Genomic DNA, 18,489 nt, shown 5'->3' with positions numbered 1-18,489 from the left:
TTCACCGCTCCGTTGGCTTTTCGCCGATGAATCGGCTCCTACGACAGCTCTTTAAGCGGTGCGGCGGGATGCCTCCTGCACCGCCGCCGGGCGATACGCGTGGAAGGCCACCGTGGCCGAGGCACGGCCCTGGCTCAGCGAGCGCAATGCCGTGCTGTAGCCTTCGAGCTGGGCGAGCGGAACGTCGGCTTCGATCTCCGTGCGTTCCTGCGTGTCGGCAAGGTTCACGATCTGGCCGCCGCGACGCTGCAGGTCGCCCAGCAGATCGCCCACCGCCGAACCCGGCGAGCTCACCGACACCCGCATCACCGGCTCCAGCAAGACCGTACCGGTCGCCTCCAGCGCCGCCTTCACACCCACCTGCGCGGCACGATGGAACGCCATCTCGTTGGAGTCCACCGCATGCGCCTGGCCATCGGTGACCACCACATGGGCACCGACCACGGGATAACCGCGGGGACCTTCGAGCAGGGCCGACAACGCACCCTTCTCCACCGCCGGCTGGAACTGCTTCGGGATCACGCCGCCCGTGGTCTTGTCCTCGAAGCGGTTCGTCTCCTCGCCCGTCGGGGTGACCGAAAGCACCACGCGTGCGTACTGGCCACTGCCGCCCGTCTGCTTGGCAACCTTGCCTTCCACCGGACCCGACGCCGAGGCGGGGGTCTCCTGGTAGGCCACGCGCGGCGAACCCGTGCGCACCTGCACACCCCATTCGCGACGAAGGCGTTCCACCATCACTTCCAGATGGAGTTCGCCCATGCCCCAGACCAGCGTCTCGCCGGTGTCCGGATCGGTGCCTACGCGGAAGGACGGATCCTCCTGCGCCAGGCGCGCCAGCCCGTTGCCGAGCTTTAGCAGGTCCGCCGAGCGTTCCGGCGACAGCCGCCACGACAACACCGCCGGTTGTGCCTGGATGGTTTCCAGGCGCATCGGGTGATGCGAGTCGGCCAGCGTTTCGCCGGTCGCGACGTCCTTCCAGCCTGCGATCGCGACGATGTCGCCCGCCTCCGCGGCGTCGACCGCGTCGGTATCTTCGGCGCGCACGACGGCCAGGCGGCCGACGCGCTGGACACGGTCCGTACCGCTACGCCACACCGCGTCGCCCACATGCAGACGACCGGAGTACACGCGCACGAAGGCCAGCGGGCCATGCGCCTGGTTGACCACCTTGAAGACCAGCGCGGCGAGCGGCGCGTTCGCGTCGGGCGCAACCGTGACGTCACCGTCTTCCGTGTGCGCGATCACCGCGGGGCGATCGAGCGGCGACGGCAGGTAGGCGACGAAAGCGTCGAGCAGCGGTTCGATACCGACGTTGCGGAACGCCGAGCCCGGCAGCACCGGCGAGCCGGCACGCGCCAGGGTGCCGCGACGTAGCGCGGCCGTGAGCGTGACCGCGTCGATCGGTTGATCGGCGAGCCACAGTTCGGCCAGTACCTCGTCACGATCTGCCACGGCGGCCACGAGTTCGGCGCGCGCTTCCGCATGGGCCGCGCGTTCCGCGTCGTCCCAGGCGTGGATCGTCGGCATGCCCGCATCGTCGAAGCGCCAGATGCGCTCGCTGACGAGGTCGACCAGACCGGTCATGTGTTCGCCCTCGACGATCGGGCGCGCGACGACCCACGGATTCGCACCGAGCTTCTCGCGCATCTGCGCGACCACGGCGTCGAAGTCCGCACCGGGACGATCCATCTTGTTGATGAAAGCCATCAACGGGACGCCGTGGCGACGCGCCTGGTGCCAGACGGTTTCCGATTGCGGCTGCACGCCGGCCACGCCGGAGAACACCGTGACCGCGCCGTCGAGCACGCGCAGCGAACGCTCCACCTCGATCGCAAAATCGATATGGCCGGGGGTGTCGATGAGGGTAAGGCGATGAGGCTGCCCGCCGTCAGGCGTCCAGTTCGCGCGCACGGCCGCAGCACCGATCGTGATGCCACGCTCGCGTTCGAGTTCCATGTGATCGGTGGTGGTGGCGCCGTCGTGCACTTCGCCGGTGCGATGGATCGTGCCGGTCTTATAGAGCAGGCGTTCGGTGAGCGTGGTCTTGCCGGCATCGACGTGCGCAATGATGCCGAGGTTGCGCCAGTGGCTGACGGGAATGCTGGTGTCGCGCGGGGTGGTACTCATGGCTAACGGTTCCTGATGGGTCGCCAGGGGCTCGATACGTACGTCGAGCGAGGCACTCCCCGATCCTGTTGCCGCCGCCCCTGGCTGAGCAGGACGGTCAGGATCGAGGGTCGCGGCTGTTCTTCATGGCACGCTGCTCCGGTAAGGAATTGCAGAAAAAAGACAAAAAAAAGCACCCTCGCGGGTGCTCGTCGTGTTCTTCGAGGCCGGGGTGTCGTTACGTGAACGACACTCCGCCAGGCATGGGACGCGCGCACCCGCGACGCGCCCAAGGGGCGATCGGTGTGACGTACATCAAATCATGCTTGCAGCGGAACATGGCTGGGCTCTCTTGGTGAGTGGGAGATGCTACGCCCTGCCGGTGAGGGCCGGCAAGGGCGTTGCGTCTTCGCTGGGCCCTTAGTTAGGGATGGTACGAGTCATTTCAAGGGGGATGCTTGTTGGGGATGCTTGCCGGGGGAGAGCATCGCCGCTGAAGCGGCTCCCACAACCAGCCGGGACCTGCCGGGTACGTGAGGCGTGATGTGGGAGCCGCTTCAGCGGCGATAGGCGTCCAGCGCCGAAACGAGAACGTGAAATTGAAGAACTTTCATTTTCCCCATTCGTTTAAAGGCTCACACTTCCCGCAGTCCCTCACCGGAGTTCCCCCATGCGCTACGTGAAACTCGGCCGCACCGGCCTCGATATCTCCCCGCTGGTCCTGGGCTGCATGACCTACGGCGTGCCCGACCGCGGCAACCATGCCTGGACGATGGACGAGGAAGCAAGCCGCCCTTTCATTCGAAAGGCGCTCGACCTGGGCATCAACTTCTTCGACACCGCCAACGCTTATTCGGATGGCACATCGGAGGAGATCGTCGGCCGCGCGCTGAAGGATTTCGCGCGACGCGATGAAGTCGTCATCGCTACGAAGACTTTCTTCCACTGGCGCAAGGGTCCCAATGGCGGTGGTCTCTCACGCAAGGCGATCTTCCATTCGGTGGACGACAGCCTGGCGCGGCTCGGCACCGACTACATCGACCTGCTCCAGATCCACCGTGCGGATCACACCACGCCGGTCGAAGAAACGCTGGAAGCCCTCCACGACCTGGTCAAGGCCGGCAAGGTGCGTTACCTCGGCGCCTCGTCCATGTATGCCTGGCAGTTCGCGAAGATGGTCTACACCTCGCGCCTGCATGGCTGGACCGAATTCGTCAGCATGCAGGACCACTACAACCTGCTCCAGCGCGAGGAAGAGCGCGAGATGATTCCGTTCTGCGAAGACCAGCGCATCGCGGTGCTGCCATGGAGCCCGCTTGCCCGCGGCCGCCTCACCCGCGACTGGGACGAAAGCAGCACGCGGCAGGAGAGTGATGTCTTCGGGCGCACGCTGTACAACGCGACCGAAGATTCGGACCGGGCGATTGTCGAGGCCGTGAAGAAGGTGGCTGAAGAGCGCGGCGTTCCGCGCGCCCAGGTCGCGTTGTCGTGGGTGGCGCACCGTTCCGGCGTGACTGCCCCCATCGTTGGCGCTTCCAAACCCCATCACCTCGACGACGCCGTCGCGGCCATCGATCTGGTGCTTTCGCCCGAAGAGACCGCGACGCTGGAAAACGCCTACGCGCCACATCCCATAGCGGGCTTCGACTAAGGTCCGCCCGCTGTTGCAGGAGCCGATTCTGAGACTTGACATATGTGCGTATGCACGAGCATGCTCCGCCCATGGCCAGCCGCAACGACTTCTGCAACTGCTTCGCCGCCCGTCAGGCGGCTCGGGCACTGACGCGATCGTACGAACGCCATCTGGCGCCCAGCGGTCTGACGAGCTCACAGTTCTCGATCCTCGTCGTACTCGAAGATCTGCCGGGTATCGGCATGCGTGAACTTGCCGAGGAGATGGTCATGGACCGGACGAGTCTGGTTCGCGCACTGAAGCCCTTGCAGCGCGACGGTTTCGTCGCCGTGGCGGCATCGGCGGACGACCCGCGCCAGAACGTCTACATGCTCACTCCCGCCGGCGTGGCCAAGTCAGCGCACGCCGGAGAACTGTGGGCCAAGGCCCAGGCCGAGTTCGTCTCGAAGTTTGGAGGCGAATCTGCCGCCGAGGCGGCGCGCGACGCCTTTCATCGCATGGGACAGATGGGCTGACCTTTTTTTACGCTCTATTGTGCATACACACATAAATCAGGAATCGACGTCATGAGCAACAACACCCTCGGCACCGCACTCGTTACGGGTGCCTCCTCCGGCATCGGCGCCGTCTACGCAGACCGCCTTGCACACCGCGGCTACGACCTCGTCCTTGTCGCACGTAGCAAGGACAAGCTCGACGCGCTCGCGAAACACATCACGACCGAAACCGGCCGGAGCGTTCGCATCGTCGCCGCCGACCTGACGCTCGACGCGGACCTGCGCGTCGTCGAGAAAGTCATTGCGGATACGTCGGAACTCACGCTCCTGGTGAACAACGCCGGCGTCGGCGCGACAGCGCCGCTGCTTCAGGCGGATATCGCGAAGATGACCGATCTCATCGCCCTCAACGTGACCGCACCGACGCGCCTCGCCTACCAGGCCGTGCCGGGCTTCGTCGCTCGCGGCAAGGGAACCGTCATCAACATCGCCTCCATCGTCGCGATTGCTCCGGAGTTGCTCAATGGCGTCTACGGCGGCAGCAAGGCTTTCATGCTGGCCCTCAGCCAGTCGATGCACCACGAACTTGCCGACAAGGGCATCAAGGTTCAGGCCGTACTTCCCGGCGCCACCGCTACTGACTTCTGGCCTGTCGCAGGCTCGGCCGTGGAAAACCTGCCGACGGACTGGGTAATGAGTGCCGAGGACATGGTCGACGCTTCGCTGGCCGGCTTCGATGCGGGCGAGCTGGTGACGATTCCTTCCGTGGAGACAGCGGCCCTCGTCGATGGGCTGGAAGCGGCACGTCGTGCGTTGTTCCCGGAGTTGTCGAAGTCGGTACCGGCGTCGCGGTATGGCGTCAAGGCGGCGGTGACTGCGTAAACCTCTGCCATGTAAGAGCCGATTCATCGGCTCTTACATGGTGCGGCGGCGGGCGATGGCTTGTTCGATGATGTCTGCGGCGACGCGCGCACCGTTTTCCGCCCGAATCACCGCCGCTGCGCGCTGGGCTCTCGACGCGACGGCTTCATCCATCAACAGCGCACGTAGTTTCTCGGCGGCAACGCCGGCGCGATAACGCGATGCCGGCAACACATCGCCCACACCGAGCCGGACCACGCGCGCCGCGTTGTCCGGCTGATCGAAACCGTGGGGCACCACGAGTTCGGGGCAGCCGGCGCGCAAGGCCTCCTGCGTCGTTCCGATGCCACCGTGGTGCACGACAGCCGCGGCGCGCCCGAACAAAGCGCCGTGCGGCGCATATTCCGCAGCGAAGGTCCCGTCCGGAAGCACGGCAGGCAGCCGTGCACGCATCTCGGGCGAGCCGGTGAGCAGTACGGCCCGTCGACCTAGCGCTGCCGCAACCGACATGCTTTCGCGAAGAAAGCTCTCGCCGGCATGTACCGCCGCCGAGCCCAGCGAGAACACCAACGGCGCTTCCCCGGCGTCGAGGAAGCCATGCAATGCCGACGGCAGCATGTCGCCCGACGGCGTGTAGCGGCAGTATCCGGTGACCACGCTGTGCGCAGGCGCATCTTGCGGCGGCCGCCCCAACAGAGGCGAGTACATGGCCAACACCCCGTCGCGCGCGTGCTGGCCCCGGTGGAAAGGATCGCCCCAGACCGACACCGGCGCCAGTCCGAGCGACTGCCGGAAGCGGCGCACGGCTTTCGTCCAGGGTGAGGTGACCGTCTCGCTGATACGCCGTACCCAGGCACCACGGCGGGGCGACGAACGAAAGAACGCGTCCAGCCGGTCGATGCCCGTGGCCGGGGGATCGAACGCCGACAGGAACACCGCAGGCGACAGCGCCGCCGACAGCCACGTGATCCGTCGCGTCTCGCCAAGAATCTGCCCGGCGAAGGCGAGTGTGGAGGTCACGATCGCATCGGCATCGGCGCAAACAGGGGCCAGCGCCGCATAGCTGTCGGCGACATCGGCCGCGGCAAGGTCACGCACGACGAAGCGCGGTCCGCGCCAGGGATGAAACGCGCGGGCGGCGAAAGCGGCTTTGTCTTCGGGCTCGGCGATGCCACTGGCCAGCACAAAGTCCAGACCGGCCTCCGCCACGGCGTCGCGATGGATACCGTGGGCACCGATCGTGATGCGATACCCGCGTTCGCGCAGTTCCCGCCCCACGGCGAGAAAAGGAAACAGGTCACCCTGCGATCCGACGGTCGCCATCACGATGTGCCTTTCGCTCATGGCGCGCTCCCTGGGGTGGAGGCACATCCTCGCTGGGCGGATGTGGAGACGACGCATCGCCGTCGATTGACTTTGGGCGTCCATACGGCTAATTTTCCGCCGGTCAGCGGTCTTTATCTCTTTATGCGAATAGAAAGATAAAGCTAAGAGGGAAGCCGGTGAGAATCCGGCGCTGCCCCGCAGCGGTATATGGAGACGAGTCCGTCACAGGCACTGGATCGATGGCGATCCGGGAAGCGACGAGCAAGGCGGCACCAATCCGGTGCCACATCCACGAGCCCGAAGACCTGCCGCCGACCGGAACGCACGCGCCGTCATGGGCGCGAATGCTCCGTCCGACCTGGATGACCGCCTGGCGAGGGCTGTTCCTCGCAAGGGGTGCTCATCCGGTTCGCCCGCGGGGGCGAAGGTCGACGGCTAGCCACATGACGTGCTCCTGCCTGCCGCGCCCGGTCGCGGTGGCGCGCGTGCGTTCGTGTCCAGCCGCCCTTCCCTCCTCTTTGCCACGAAGAGGAATCATCCATGCCACACGTAACCTACCCGGGCTTCCCCCGCATTGGCCGGCGCCGCGAACTCAAGCGCGCCCTCGAAAGCCACTGGAAGGGAGAGACCCGTGCCGACGAGCTGCTCGCCGTCGCGCGTGAACTGCGCCACCGCCACTGGAAACTCGCCCGCGACGCGGGCGCCGACAGCGTCCCCGTCAACGACTTCTCGTTGTACGACCATGTACTCGACGCGGCCGTCCTGGTCGACGCCATCCCGACGCGCTACCGCGCGCTCGCCGATCGCGATGCTCTCACCGGCTACTTCGCCATGGCACGTGGCCATCAGGACGGCGACGTCGACCTGCACGCGATGGAAATGACCAAGTGGTTCGATACGAACTACCACTACATCGTGCCGGAACTCGAAGCCGGGCAGTCCTTCGCCGCGCGGCCTGAAAAGGTCGTCGCCGAATATCGCGAAGCGGTCGCGGCCGGCCATGCCGCGCGCCCCGTGCTGCTGGGACCGGTGAGCTTCCTGCGCCTGGCCAAGACCATCGACGGCAGCGACCCGCTTGCCCTGCTCGATCGGCTGCTTCCGGCGTGGCTTGGCGTCGTCGACGCCCTGGCGGATGCGGGCGCCGATTGGCTGCAAGTCGACGAGCCCACCCTCGTGCTCGACCTGGATGCCGACTGGCGCGAGGCCTTCCGCCGCGCGTACGCTGCCGTCGCCACGCACGGCCGGGTCCGCGTGCTGCTGGCCACCTACTTCGGTGAGCTCGGCGCCAACCTCGAACTGGCCACATCGCTTCCTGTCGCCGGCCTTCATGTCGATCTCGCCCGTGCCCCCGGCCAGTTGGATGCCGTTCTCGACGCCCTGCCGGCCGACCGGGTGCTGTCGGCCGGCGTGCTCGACGGTCGCAACATCTGGCTGAGCGATCCGGCGACCATCCTCCCGCGCGTGGACCGGCTTCTTGCCCGCCTCGGCCACGACCGCCTGTGGCTCTCCACCTCGTGCTCCCTGCTGCACGTACCGATCGACGTGTCCGAAGAGAAACACCTGCCTGCCCATCTGGCGGAGTGGCTGTCGTTCGCCCGGCAGAAGATCGCCGAGCTGCGCCGCTACGCCGACGCCGTCGCCGGCAGTGAGGCTGCACGAAAGACACTGACCCGCCAGCACGACATCGTCGCCAGCCGCCAGAGCTCGGGCGACGTGGTACGTGCGGACGTGCGTGCCCGCGTTCGCCAGCTCACCCCGCAGTTCGGCCAGCGTCGCTCCGGCTTCGCCTTCCGCGCCGCCGTGCAACGTGAGCGTTTCGACCTGCCCGACCTGCCGACGACGACCATCGGTTCGTTCCCGCAGACCAACGACCTGCGTATTGCCCGCGCCGCGCATCGCTCGGGCAAGCTTGACGACGACGCCTACGCGGGCATTCTCCGCGATGAGGTGCGTCGCGTCGTGCGCTTCCAGGAGGAGGCCGGCATCGATGTGCTGGTGCACGGCGAGCCCGAGCGCAACGACATGGTCGAGTACTTCGGCGAGCAACTGGATGGCTATGCGTTCACCTCGCTCGGCTGGGTGCAGAGCTACGGCTCACGCTGCGTCAAGCCGCCGATCATCTACGGCGATGTCGCACGTCCCAATCCGATGACGGTGGCGTGGTCGGCCTATGCGCAGTCCCTCACCGACCGGCCCATGAAGGGCATGCTCACCGGCCCGGTGACGATGCTGCAGTGGTCCTTCGTGCGCGACGACCTCGCGCGCTCCGAGGTCTGCCGGCAGATCGCCCTTGCCCTGCGCGACGAAGTGCACGATCTCGAGAAGGCTGGCATCGGCATCGTCCAGATCGACGAGCCGGCGCTCCGCGAAGGCCTGCCCCTGCGTCGCGCCGACTGGGATGCGTATCTTGCCTGGGCAGTCGATGCCTTCCGCATCACCGCCGGCGGCGTGAGCGATGCGACCCAGGTACACACCCACATGTGCTACTCGGAGTTCAACGACATCATCGAGGCCGTCGCCGCGATGGATGCGGACGTCATCTCGATCGAGACCAGCCGGTCACGCATGGAGCTGCTGGACGCCTTCACACGCTTTCAGTACCCCAACGGTATTGGCCCCGGCGTCTACGACATCCACTCGCCCCGCGTGCCGACCGAGGTCGAAATGGCCGATCTGCTGGCCCGGGCCCTTCAGGTCCTCCGTCCCGACCAGCTCTGGGTCAACCCGGACTGCGGCCTGAAGACCCGCGGCTGGCCGGAGGTATCCGCGGCCCTGAAAGGCATGGTGGCGGTGGCAAAAGCCGCCCGGGAGCGCCTGGCCGCGGTGGCCTGAGCCGCCTCCGCGCTGATCGTCTCTGGCCTGATCATGTCTGGTCTGATCATGTCTGGCCTGATCATTTGTGGCCTGATCATTTGTGGCCTGATTTCCCTGTGGGAGCCGCTTCAGCGGCGATGGGTGCTTGCTCCGAGCCCCCAAGCCTGGCCAGCGCCGGGCATCGCCGCCGAAGCGGCTCCCACAGTTATTGCCACCCCGGCCCCACCCCAGCGCCTGAACATCCATGCAATCGTCACTACCCGGGCGTACCCTTCCCCCTGCAAACCCGGCGAAGGCCGTGTATCATGGCGCGCCCCCATTTATCTCTTTATCCGTAAAGAAGGATATATACCCACGATGAGCAACTTCCTCTTCACCTCCGAGTCGGTCTCCGAAGGCCATCCGGACAAAATCGCCGACCAGATCTCCGACGCCGTGCTGGACGCCATCCTGGCCCAGGACCCGCGCGCTCGCGTGGCCTGCGAGACGCTGGTGAAGACCGGCGTCGCCATCGTCGCGGGTGAAATCACCACCAGCGCCTGGATCGACCTCGAAGCGCTGACCCGCAAGGTCATCCTCGACATCGGCTACAACTCCTCCGAAGTCGGCTTCGACGGCGAGACGTGCGGCGTGCTGAACCTCATCGGCAAGCAGTCCCCGGACATCAACCAGGGCGTGGACCGCAAGAAGCCGGAAGAACAGGGCGCTGGCGACCAGGGCCTGATGTTCGGCTATGCGACCAACGAGACCACCGAATACATGCCGGCGGCGATTCACTACGCCCACCGTCTCGTCGAGCAGCAGACCAAGGTCCGCAAGAAGAAGAATTCGCCGCTGTCGTGGCTGCGCCCGGATGCCAAGAGCCAGGTCACCCTGCGTTACGAAGATGGCGTTGCCGTTGCCATCGATGCCGTCGTGCTCTCGACCCAGCACGATCCGGACGTGAAGCAGAAGGACCTTATCGAAGGCGTGCGCGAGCTGATCCTCAAGCCCGTGCTGCCGGCGAAGCTCCTGCACAAGGGCACCAAGTTCCACATCAACCCGACCGGCAAGTTCGTCATCGGTGGGCCGGTGGGCGATTGCGGCCTGACCGGCCGCAAGATCATCGTCGACACCTACGGCGGCTGGGCCCGTCACGGTGGTGGCGCGTTCTCGGGTAAGGATCCGTCCAAGGTCGATCGTTCGGCTGCCTACGCCGCGCGTTACGTCGCCAAGAACATCGTCGCGGCCGGCCTCGCCGACCGTTGCGAAATCCAGGTCAGCTACGCCATCGGCGTCGCCGAGCCGACCTCGATCTCGGTGACCACCTTCGGCACCGGCAAGATTGCCGACGAGAAGATCGAGAAGCTGATCCGCAAGCACTTCGACCTGCGCCCGTTCGGCATCATCAAGATGCTCGACCTGGTTCACCCGATGTACCAGCAGACCGCCTCGAACGGCCACTTCGGCCGCAAGCCCTACGAAATGACCGACAAGAACGGCAACACGTTCACGGCGTTCTCGTGGGAGAAGACCGACAAGGCCGAGATCCTGCGCGATGCAGCCGGTCTTGGTGCGAAGGCTGTTCGCGCGAAGTAAGCGGTCCATCGCTACGTGACAAGAAGCGGGCGCCTTTACGGCGCCCGTTTTCGTTTCACCGTGCCAGCTCTTCTGTGGGAGCCGAGTCATCGGCGATCCCACGCCAACGGTACCCAGCCTGTGGCACAGTGCACTAAATCCGCCAGGGGGCAAACCGATGGTTCGTTTTCTATGCGCCGCGGCGCTACTCGCTGCACTCAGCCTGCCAGCGATAGCCGATGTCCGACCCTATCCCGCCAGCTTCCGCGTCCAGGACATTCCTACCGACGGTGCCACGATCCATGTTCGCGTGGGCGGCAAAGGACCGGCCGTCGTGTTGCTGCACGGCTTCGGCGACACCGGTGACATGTGGGAGCCGCTGGCCGAGAACCTGGTCCGGGACCACACCGTGGTCGTGCCCGATCTGAGGGGCATGGGCCTGTCGTCACATCCGGACGGCGGATACGACAAGAGGACCCAGGCGGGCGACGTCCGCGCCGTCCTCACCAAGCTCGGCATCGACCGGGCCGTGGTCGTCGGTCACGATATCGGCACCATGGTGGCCTACGCCTACGCTGCCCGTTATCCCGACAAGACCGAGCGCCTCGTCGTGATGGATGCGCCCGTTCCCGGCATCCCGCCCTGGGACCAGATCGTGCGCTCCCCGTTGCTGTGGCACTTCGATTTCGGCGGTCCAGACATGGAGCGCTTGGTCGCCGGACGCGAGCGCATCTACCTGGATCGATTCTGGAACGAGTTCGCCGGCGACCCGAGCAAGGTCGACGAGGGCACCCGACGACACTACGCCGAGATCTATGCCCGCCCGGGCGCGATGCATTCGGCGTTTTCGCAGTTCCGCGCCATTCGGCAGGACGCCGAGATCAATCAGGCATCGTTGGCGACAAAGCTGCCCATGCCAGTCCTGGCCATTGGTGGGGAGAAATCGTTCGGGCCTAACGAAGCCATCGTGATGCGCAATGCAGCGGGCAATGTCACGGGGTTGGTGATTCCGGGTGCGGGGCATTGGCTGATGGAGGAGGCGACTGACGCCACGGTTGCGGCCATACGGAGTTTCGTCGACGGTAAGCCGGTCGTCGGCTCGACAGCGAATTGAGTCAGCCGTGAGTATCCCCGCACGGGCTGCGCCACCAACCTTTGCGGCCAACGCAACCTTTCGGTCACGACCATTTCATGGGCCGGGTGCGACATCTGGATCTCTTCAAAGGAGAGCCACCATGTCACGCACCCTGCCCCGCCTCATGGCCACTGCCTTCCTTGTCGCCGCCGTGCCCCTGGCAGCCTTCGCCCAGCACACCGATTCGAAGGGTGGCACGCCGACCGACGCCGGCTTCGTCACCAACGCCAGCGGCGCTGGCCTCGCGGAAATAGAAGCGGCCAAGCTGGCCGATACCCATGCTGGCTCTGACAAGGTCAAGACCTTCGCGAAGCAGATCATTGCCGACCACACCAAGGCAGGCGAAGAGTTGAAGACGCTCGCTGCGGGCGACCGCGGCTACGCCACCGCCGAGCAGCCGCCGCCGGCGAACCAGAAGGACATCAACGCGCTGCAGATGCTTCACGGCGCGGCCTTCGACAAGGAGTTCGCGAAGGTGATGGTTGCCGACCACCAGAAGGCCGTCGCGATCTTCGAGGTCGAGGCGGAGAAGGGTTCGAACAAGGAGCTGCAGGCGTTTGCTACGAAGACGCTACCGACGCTTAAGGATCATCTGAAGATGGCTCGGGCTTTGAATAGCGGGAAGTGATCGCCAGCACCCATCGCCGCTGAAGCGGCTCCCACAGGACGCGGGCTCCGCTGTGTGTGGGAGTCGCTTCAGCGGCGATGACTACCCGGCGGCGTGGCGAACGAACCCACGCAACGTCAGCCCCGGCGAAGTGACGAACTCCGTCGGCCGCGACATGCCTTCATCGGCTGCGATGAAGACGAACGAATCGCCTTCCAGTACGTAACTCGCCGGCAGTTGCTTACCGGCGTCGTCGCCCATGCTGTCGATCCACGTAATCGAGCGTGGGGTGGTGGTGGGGTCGATGATGAAACGCCCGGCGAGTAAAAGCGTGCCGTCGGGCAGATGGACGGCGAAGGTGTCGCCCATGATCGTGGTGATCGCGCCATTACCGCCATGAATATCCGGCGGGTTGATCACGCCGTTTTCTTCGAAGCGGGTTTGGGTCCAGGTGCCCTGGAGGTTTTGCAAGTCGTTCATGGTTCTTCCTTGAAGGTTTTTTCGCTAGCACCCATCGCCGATGAATCGGCTCCCACAAAGAGCGACCGATTTCGCTTTGCGTGGGAGCCGCTTCAGCGGCGATGCTTTTAGCGAGAAATCAGCCGTTGCGGTTGGAACCCGAGAGCACGTCCACCCAAACGGCGAGGACGAGGATCACGCCCTTGATGATCATCTGCCAGGAGTTGTCGACGTCCATCAGCTGCATGCCGCTGTCGAGGCTGGCCATGACCAGCGCGCCGATCAGCGCACCGTAGACCGTGCCCGAGCCGCCGCGCATGGAGGTGCCGCCGATGAAGCAGGCCGAGATGGCGTCCAGCTCGCCGCCGGTACCGGCCGAGGGTGAACCCGAGCCGGTGCGCGCGACGGTGATGATGCCGGCGAAGGCGCACATCAGGCCCATGATGGCGAACACGACCAGCTTGACGCGTGCCACATTCACACCGGAAAGGCGCGTGGCCTCCATGTTGCCGCCAACGGCGTAGATGTGGCGACCAAACACGGTCTGCGTGGAAACGTAGGTGAACACGGCGAGCAGGCCAAGCAGGATCATCACCGGAATCGGGATGCCGTTGGCGTCGTTGAGCATGCGGACGAAGCCGAAGATGAAGAGGCCGATGGCAACGATCTTGGCGATGTCGATCCACAGCGCCGCCTGCTGAAGGCCGAGCCTGGCGCGGCGGACGCGACGGCGGGCAGTTAGCGCAACCATGGCCAGGAAGATCAGGCCACCTATCCACACGGAAACGCTCGGCGGTACGAAACCCTGACCGATCGCGATGAGGTTGTCCGGAGCCGGCGCGATGGTCGAGCTACCGGTGATGAAAAGCACGATACCGCGGAAGGCGAGCATGCCGCCCAGGCCTACGATGAACGAGGGCACGCGCATCTTGGTGACGATGTAACCGTTCACCGCACCGATCAGCATGCCGAGCACCAGCACCGCTCCGATCGCGGGCCACGTACCCCAGCCCTGGTTCACGGTGAGGATGGCGACCACGCCACCGAGCAGACCGAGCTGCGAGCCGATCGACAGGTCGATTTCGCCAGCGATGATGACGAACACCATGCCGCAGGCAAGCATGCCGGTGATGGCCATCTGTCGGAACAGGTTGGAGAGGTTGCCCGGGGTAATGAAGGCCGCATCGGTCTTGATGTGAAAGAACACCCAGATAATCGCAACGGCGATGAGCAGCGCGAGGATCTTGTAACGGACGAACAGTTGCTGGATTTGCTGCGACTGCATGGAGGAGCTTCCTGGTAACGCGTGAATAGTTTAAGTAAGGATCAGGCCGCGTGTGCGGGCCCCTCGGCGGCATGCGAGATAGCGGCGGCGAGCACCTGCTCCTGCGTCAGGCCAACGTTCTTGAAGTCGCCGCGCAGCTTACCTTCGCCGACCACCAGGACGCGATCGCTCACGCCCAGCACCTCGGGCATTTCCGAGGACACCATGATGATCGCGACGCCCTTGGCCGCCAGTTCGAACATCAGCTTGTAGATGTCGTACTTGGAGCCGACATCGACGCCGCGCGTGGGTTCGTCGAGGATCAGCACCTTCGGTCCTGGCAGCAACATCTTGGTCAGCACGGCCTTCTGCTGGTTGCCGCCCGACAGGCCCGAGATGGCGAGTTCCGGGCTGGCTGTCTTGACGCGCAGACGCTTGATCTCGGTGTCGACCACCTGCAGCTCGGCTTGGCGATCGATCTGGCCGGCGTGCGCGTAATGGGACAATGTGGCCAGGGTGATGTTGTCACCCACGCCCAGCAGCGGAACGATGCCCTGGCGTTTGCGATCTTCGGGCACCAGCGAAAGCCCGGCCTTGATCGCCTGCTCGGGATTCTTGATCTTGATGGGCTTGCCTTCGAGGACCAGCTCAGCCTCGTAGCGGCCCGGATAGGCACCGAAGATGGCCGACACCAGTTCAGTACGACCCGCACCGACCAGGCCGGCTATGCCGAGGATTTCGCCGCGACGAATCTCGAACGAGATGTCGTCGACGCGCTTGCGGTTCGGGTTGACGAGATCCCAGCAGGTGACGTGTTTCGCCTCGAAGATCACCTCGCCGATATCGTGGTCCACCTTCGGGAACAGGTTCTCGATATCGCGGCCGACCATCGCCGTGATGATCGTGTGCGTGGTCATCTCGCTCATCGGCTTGGTGACAATGTGCTTGCCGTCGCGAATGACAGTGACCGTATCGCAGACGCGCGCCACTTCCTCGAGCTTGTGCGAGATGTAGACGCAGGCCACGCCGTCTTTCTTCAGGTCCTCGATGATCGCCAGCAGCGTATCGGTTTCCGACGATGTCAGCGACGACGAGGGTTCGTCGAGGATCAGGAGGCGCGCATTCTTGGCCAGCGCCTTGGCGATCTCGAACAGCTGCTGATAGCCACCGCCATAGTTGGACACCGGGGCGGCCACGTTCACGTCGCGCAGCTTCAGACGCGCAAGCAAGGCATCGGCCTTTGCATACATCGCGTCATAGTCCATCACACCGCCGAACTTGCGGATCTCGTTGCCGAGGAAGATGTTTTCGGCGACGGAGAGCTGGGGAACCAGCATCAGCTCCTGGTGGATGATGACGATGCCGGCGGCTTCGCTGTCGCGCACGGAAGCCGCGCGCAGGGGCTTGCCGTCGAAAAGAATCTCGCCTTCCCAGGTACCGTAGGGGTACACGCCGGAAAGGACTTTCATCAGGGTCGACTTGCCGGCGCCATTTTCGCCGCACAGGCCAACGCACTCGCCCGGCCGGACAGCCAGATCGATGCCATTGAGCGCGCGCACGCCGGAAAATTCCTTGACGATATTGCGCATCTCGAACAGGTATTCGCTCACCAATATTTCCTTTAGCAGGACGACGCCCCGCCATGCGGCGGGGCGTCGTCGATCTTACGCCTAACGCTGGCTTACTGGCCGACCTGGGCCTGGCTGTAGAAGCCGTCCTTCACCACGAGGTCGACGTTCTGCTTGGTCAGCAGGGTCGGGGTGAGCAGGATCGTGTTGATGTCACCCTTGCCGTTGTTCATCTTCGAGGTGAACTGCGGCGTCTTGCCCTGGGCAAGGTCGATGGCCAGGTTGGCGGCATCGGTGGCGATGGTCTTGATCGGCTTATAGACCGTCATGGTCTGCGTGCCGGCCTTGATGCGCTTGATCGCGGCGAGATCCGCATCCTGGCCCGACACGGCAACCTTGCCAGCCAGCTTCTGGCCGGTCAGCGCGGCGATGGCGCCGCCGGCGGTGCCGTCGTTCGAGGCGACGATACCCTGGATGTTGTTCTTGTTCGCGGTGAGCGCGTTCTCAATGATCGACTGGGCATTCGAGGCAAGCCACTCGTTGGTCCACTGCTGGCCGACGATCTTGATGTCACCCTTGTCGACCAGTGGCTTGAGGACCTTCATCTGGCCTTCGCGAAGGATCTTCGCGTTGTTGTCGGTCGGGGCGCCGCCGAGCAGGAAGTAATTGCCCTTCGGTGCGGCGTTGACCACGCCCTGCGCCTGCATCTGGCCGACCTTGTCGTTATCGAACGAGATGTACGCGTCGACGTCGGCATTGAGGATCAGGCGGTCATACGAGATGACCTTGATACCGGCCTTCTTCGCTTCGGCGACCACGGTGGTGAGCGTCTTGGCGTTGAACGGCACGATGACGATGACGTCGACCTTGCGCGAGATCAGGTTCTCGATCTGCTGGATCTGCTTCTGCTCATTGGCGTCGGCGGACTGCACCGAGATGGTGCCGCCCTTGGCTTCGACGGCAGCCTTGAAGTAGTCGCGGTCCTTCGTCCAACGCTCGACGCGCAGATCGTCGATGGAGAAACCGATGACCGGCTTTTCCTTGCTTGCATGCGCCTGCGGGGCGGCGAAAACGCCAGCGGCGGCCATGGTTACGGCCAGCACCGTGTATAGAGCCTTCTGCTTCATGCTTATCTCCGTGTGTGTGTAATCGCCCCTCAGGAGGGGCGGAAATCGTCGCCGTGAACGGCGTCGGTAGTCAGGGACTTCAACTGTTCGTAGGTACGGCGGAACAGAGGGTGGCGCGTTTGCAGGAAATAAGCATGACGCGCTGCATCGGGCTCGTACGTGGCCGTGATGGCGGGCATCGGGCAAACCGCTTCCAGCGTGGCCTGCGGGTCTACCGCAAGATGCGCCAGGCGGGCCGCACCGAGGGCCGGGCCAACCTCTCCCCCGCTACGCAGGATCAGGCGTTTGCCGAGAATGTCAGCCAGCATCGCGATCCAGTAGGCGCTGCGCGAGCCGCCACCGATCACGGTGATCTCCTCGGCGACCAGGCCGGTGGATTCCACCGCGAGCAGGCCGTCAAGGAGTCCGAGGCCGACACCTTCCAGCGTGGCGTTGGCGAGATCCGCGCGGTCCGTCTCCGGACCCAGCCCCGTGAAGGATCCACGTGCGTGGGCGTCGTTGTGCGGTGTGCGCTCGCCGGTGAGGTACGGCAGGAACATCGGACCATCGGGCTTCAGCCCACGGGCCTCCGCCTCGGCGAGTAAGGCCGGCACGTCTTTCTGGCCGGTCAGCCGCGCGGTGAAATCCAGGCAACTGGCTGCATTGAGCATCACCGACATCAGGTGCCAGGTGTCGGGCAAGGCGTGGCAGAAGCTGTGCACGGCCTGCTCGGGGCTCGAACGGAAGCCGTCGGACACGGCGAAATACACACCCGAGGTGCCGAGCGAGAGCATGGCCTGGCCATCACGAACGATGCCGACGCCGACAGCGCCCGCGGCGTTGTCGCCGCCGCCTGCCGCCACCGGCACGGTGTCCATGCCCCAACGGTCCGCCAACTCCTTGCGCAACCGGCCGGCGGGCTGACTGCCCTCGAACACCTGCGGCATGTGGGAACGGTCCAGCCCTGTGGCCGCGAGCATCGCGTCGCTCCACTGGCGCTTTGCGACATCCAGCCAGAGCGTGCCGGCGGCGTCGGAGGCGTCGGTCATGTACTCGCCGGTGAGCAGGAGACGCAGGTAATCCTTCGGCAGCAGCACCTTTGCGACCTTGGCGAACAGCTCGGGCTCGTGCTTGCGCACCCACGCCAGCTTCGGCGCGGTGAAGCCGGGCATGGCGAGATTTCCGGTGATCTCGCGGAAACCGGGGACCTTTTCCAGCTCGGCACATTCGACGTCCGAACGACCGTCGTTCCAGAGGATCGCCGGCCGCAGGATGTTGTCGGACTTATCCAGCAGTGTGGCGCCGTGCATCTGTCCGGAGAGACCGATGGCCGCCACGCGGCGGGCATCGGTTCCCTTGAGGACTTCCGTAACGGCGGCTTCGGTCGCCGACCACCAGGTCGCGGGATCCTGCTCGGACCAGCGCGGCCTGGGATGGGATACCTCGAGCGGGCTGGTGGCGCTCGCGCGCACCTCTCCCGCGTCGTCGACGAGCACCGCCTTGACGGAGGAGGTGCCGAGGTCGATACCGAGGTACAACCGTGCCGAAGCTTCCAT

The 18,489-nt window shown here is 65.0% G+C and carries 14 protein-coding genes and 1 riboswitch; of the genes, 7 read left to right on the top strand and 7 right to left on the bottom strand.

Annotation, left to right across the window (positions count from 1 at the left end):
• Positions 1-51 precede the first annotated feature (51 nt).
• Positions 52-2,127, bottom strand: coding sequence for an elongation factor G (gene fusA / locus ACVWWJ_RS03835; RefSeq protein WP_456966828.1), 2,076 nt, complete (start codon positions 2,125-2,127; stop codon positions 52-54).
• A 649-nt stretch (positions 2,128-2,776) separates the two neighbouring features.
• On the opposite strand from fusA, the gene ACVWWJ_RS03830 reads away from it, so the two are divergent.
• From ACVWWJ_RS03830 to ACVWWJ_RS03820, 3 genes are all read left to right on the top strand, one after another.
• Positions 2,777-3,757 carry an aldo/keto reductase gene (locus tag ACVWWJ_RS03830; protein WP_456966827.1) on the top strand — a complete coding sequence of 327 codons (981 nt, stop codon included), beginning with the start codon at positions 2,777-2,779 and terminating at the stop codon, positions 3,755-3,757.
• A 71-nt stretch (positions 3,758-3,828) separates the two neighbouring features.
• Positions 3,829-4,254 carry a MarR family winged helix-turn-helix transcriptional regulator gene (locus ACVWWJ_RS03825; protein ID WP_159889984.1) on the top strand — a complete coding sequence of 142 codons (426 nt, stop codon included), beginning with the start codon at positions 3,829-3,831 and terminating at the stop codon, positions 4,252-4,254.
• A 51-nt stretch (positions 4,255-4,305) separates the two neighbouring features.
• Positions 4,306-5,118, top strand: a complete 813-nt coding sequence (locus tag ACVWWJ_RS03820; protein ID WP_456966826.1) for an SDR family NAD(P)-dependent oxidoreductase — start codon at positions 4,306-4,308, stop codon at positions 5,116-5,118.
• Between the two features lie 33 nt (positions 5,119-5,151).
• Here ACVWWJ_RS03820 and ACVWWJ_RS03815 read toward each other — a convergent pair whose 3' ends face one another.
• Positions 5,152-6,441, bottom strand: a complete 1,290-nt coding sequence (locus ACVWWJ_RS03815) for a glycosyltransferase (RefSeq protein WP_456966825.1) — start codon at positions 6,439-6,441, stop codon at positions 5,152-5,154.
• Between the two features lie 90 nt (positions 6,442-6,531).
• Positions 6,532-6,750: riboswitch (cobalamin riboswitch) on the top strand.
• A 213-nt stretch (positions 6,751-6,963) separates the two neighbouring features.
• On the opposite strand from ACVWWJ_RS03815, the gene metE reads away from it, so the two are divergent.
• The 4 genes from metE (at position 6,964) to ACVWWJ_RS03795 (ending at position 12,557) form a co-directional block, all read left to right on the top strand.
• Positions 6,964-9,255, top strand: coding sequence for a 5-methyltetrahydropteroyltriglutamate--homocysteine S-methyltransferase (gene metE, locus ACVWWJ_RS03810; protein WP_159889938.1), 2,292 nt, complete (start codon positions 6,964-6,966; stop codon positions 9,253-9,255).
• 339 nt (positions 9,256-9,594) lie between these two features.
• Positions 9,595-10,815 (top strand): methionine adenosyltransferase, encoded by a 1,221-nt coding sequence (gene metK, locus ACVWWJ_RS03805; protein ID WP_159889936.1) that lies wholly within the window; start codon positions 9,595-9,597, stop codon positions 10,813-10,815.
• A 157-nt stretch (positions 10,816-10,972) separates the two neighbouring features.
• Positions 10,973-11,908 (top strand): alpha/beta fold hydrolase, encoded by a 936-nt coding sequence (locus tag ACVWWJ_RS03800; RefSeq protein WP_456966824.1) that lies wholly within the window; start codon positions 10,973-10,975, stop codon positions 11,906-11,908.
• A 121-nt stretch (positions 11,909-12,029) separates the two neighbouring features.
• Complete coding sequence (locus tag ACVWWJ_RS03795) at positions 12,030-12,557, top strand: DUF4142 domain-containing protein (RefSeq protein WP_456966823.1); 528 nt, start codon at positions 12,030-12,032, stop codon at positions 12,555-12,557.
• 81 nt (positions 12,558-12,638) lie between these two features.
• Here ACVWWJ_RS03795 and ACVWWJ_RS03790 read toward each other — a convergent pair whose 3' ends face one another.
• The 5 genes from ACVWWJ_RS03790 to xylB all read right to left on the bottom strand — a co-directional run bounded on the left by ACVWWJ_RS03790 (position 12,639) and on the right by xylB (position 18,489).
• The gene (locus ACVWWJ_RS03790; protein ID WP_456966822.1) at positions 12,639-13,016 is read right to left on the bottom strand and encodes a TIGR03067 domain-containing protein; all 378 of its coding nucleotides are present in this window, start codon (positions 13,014-13,016) and stop codon (positions 12,639-12,641) included.
• Positions 13,017-13,134: 118 nt separating this feature from the next.
• Positions 13,135-14,280 carry a sugar ABC transporter permease gene (locus tag ACVWWJ_RS03785; protein WP_159889928.1) on the bottom strand — a complete coding sequence of 382 codons (1,146 nt, stop codon included), beginning with the start codon at positions 14,278-14,280 and terminating at the stop codon, positions 13,135-13,137.
• 41 nt (positions 14,281-14,321) lie between these two features.
• A complete protein-coding gene (locus ACVWWJ_RS03780) occupies positions 14,322-15,869 on the bottom strand; it encodes a xylose ABC transporter ATP-binding protein (protein WP_456966821.1) in 1,548 nt (515 codons plus the stop codon).
• 71 nt (positions 15,870-15,940) lie between these two features.
• Positions 15,941-16,954: a D-xylose ABC transporter substrate-binding protein gene (gene xylF, locus ACVWWJ_RS03775; protein ID WP_456966820.1), complete on the bottom strand. Its 1,014-nt coding sequence runs from the start codon at positions 16,952-16,954 to the stop codon at positions 15,941-15,943.
• 29 nt (positions 16,955-16,983) lie between these two features.
• The gene (gene xylB, locus ACVWWJ_RS03770) at positions 16,984-18,489 is read right to left on the bottom strand and encodes a xylulokinase (protein WP_456966819.1); all 1,506 of its coding nucleotides are present in this window, start codon (positions 18,487-18,489) and stop codon (positions 16,984-16,986) included.

This window comes from Luteibacter sp. HA06 (genome assembly GCF_054061215.1).
Note: the sequence above shows the minus strand (reverse complement) of the source record. Positions and strands in the feature narration are given on the sequence as shown.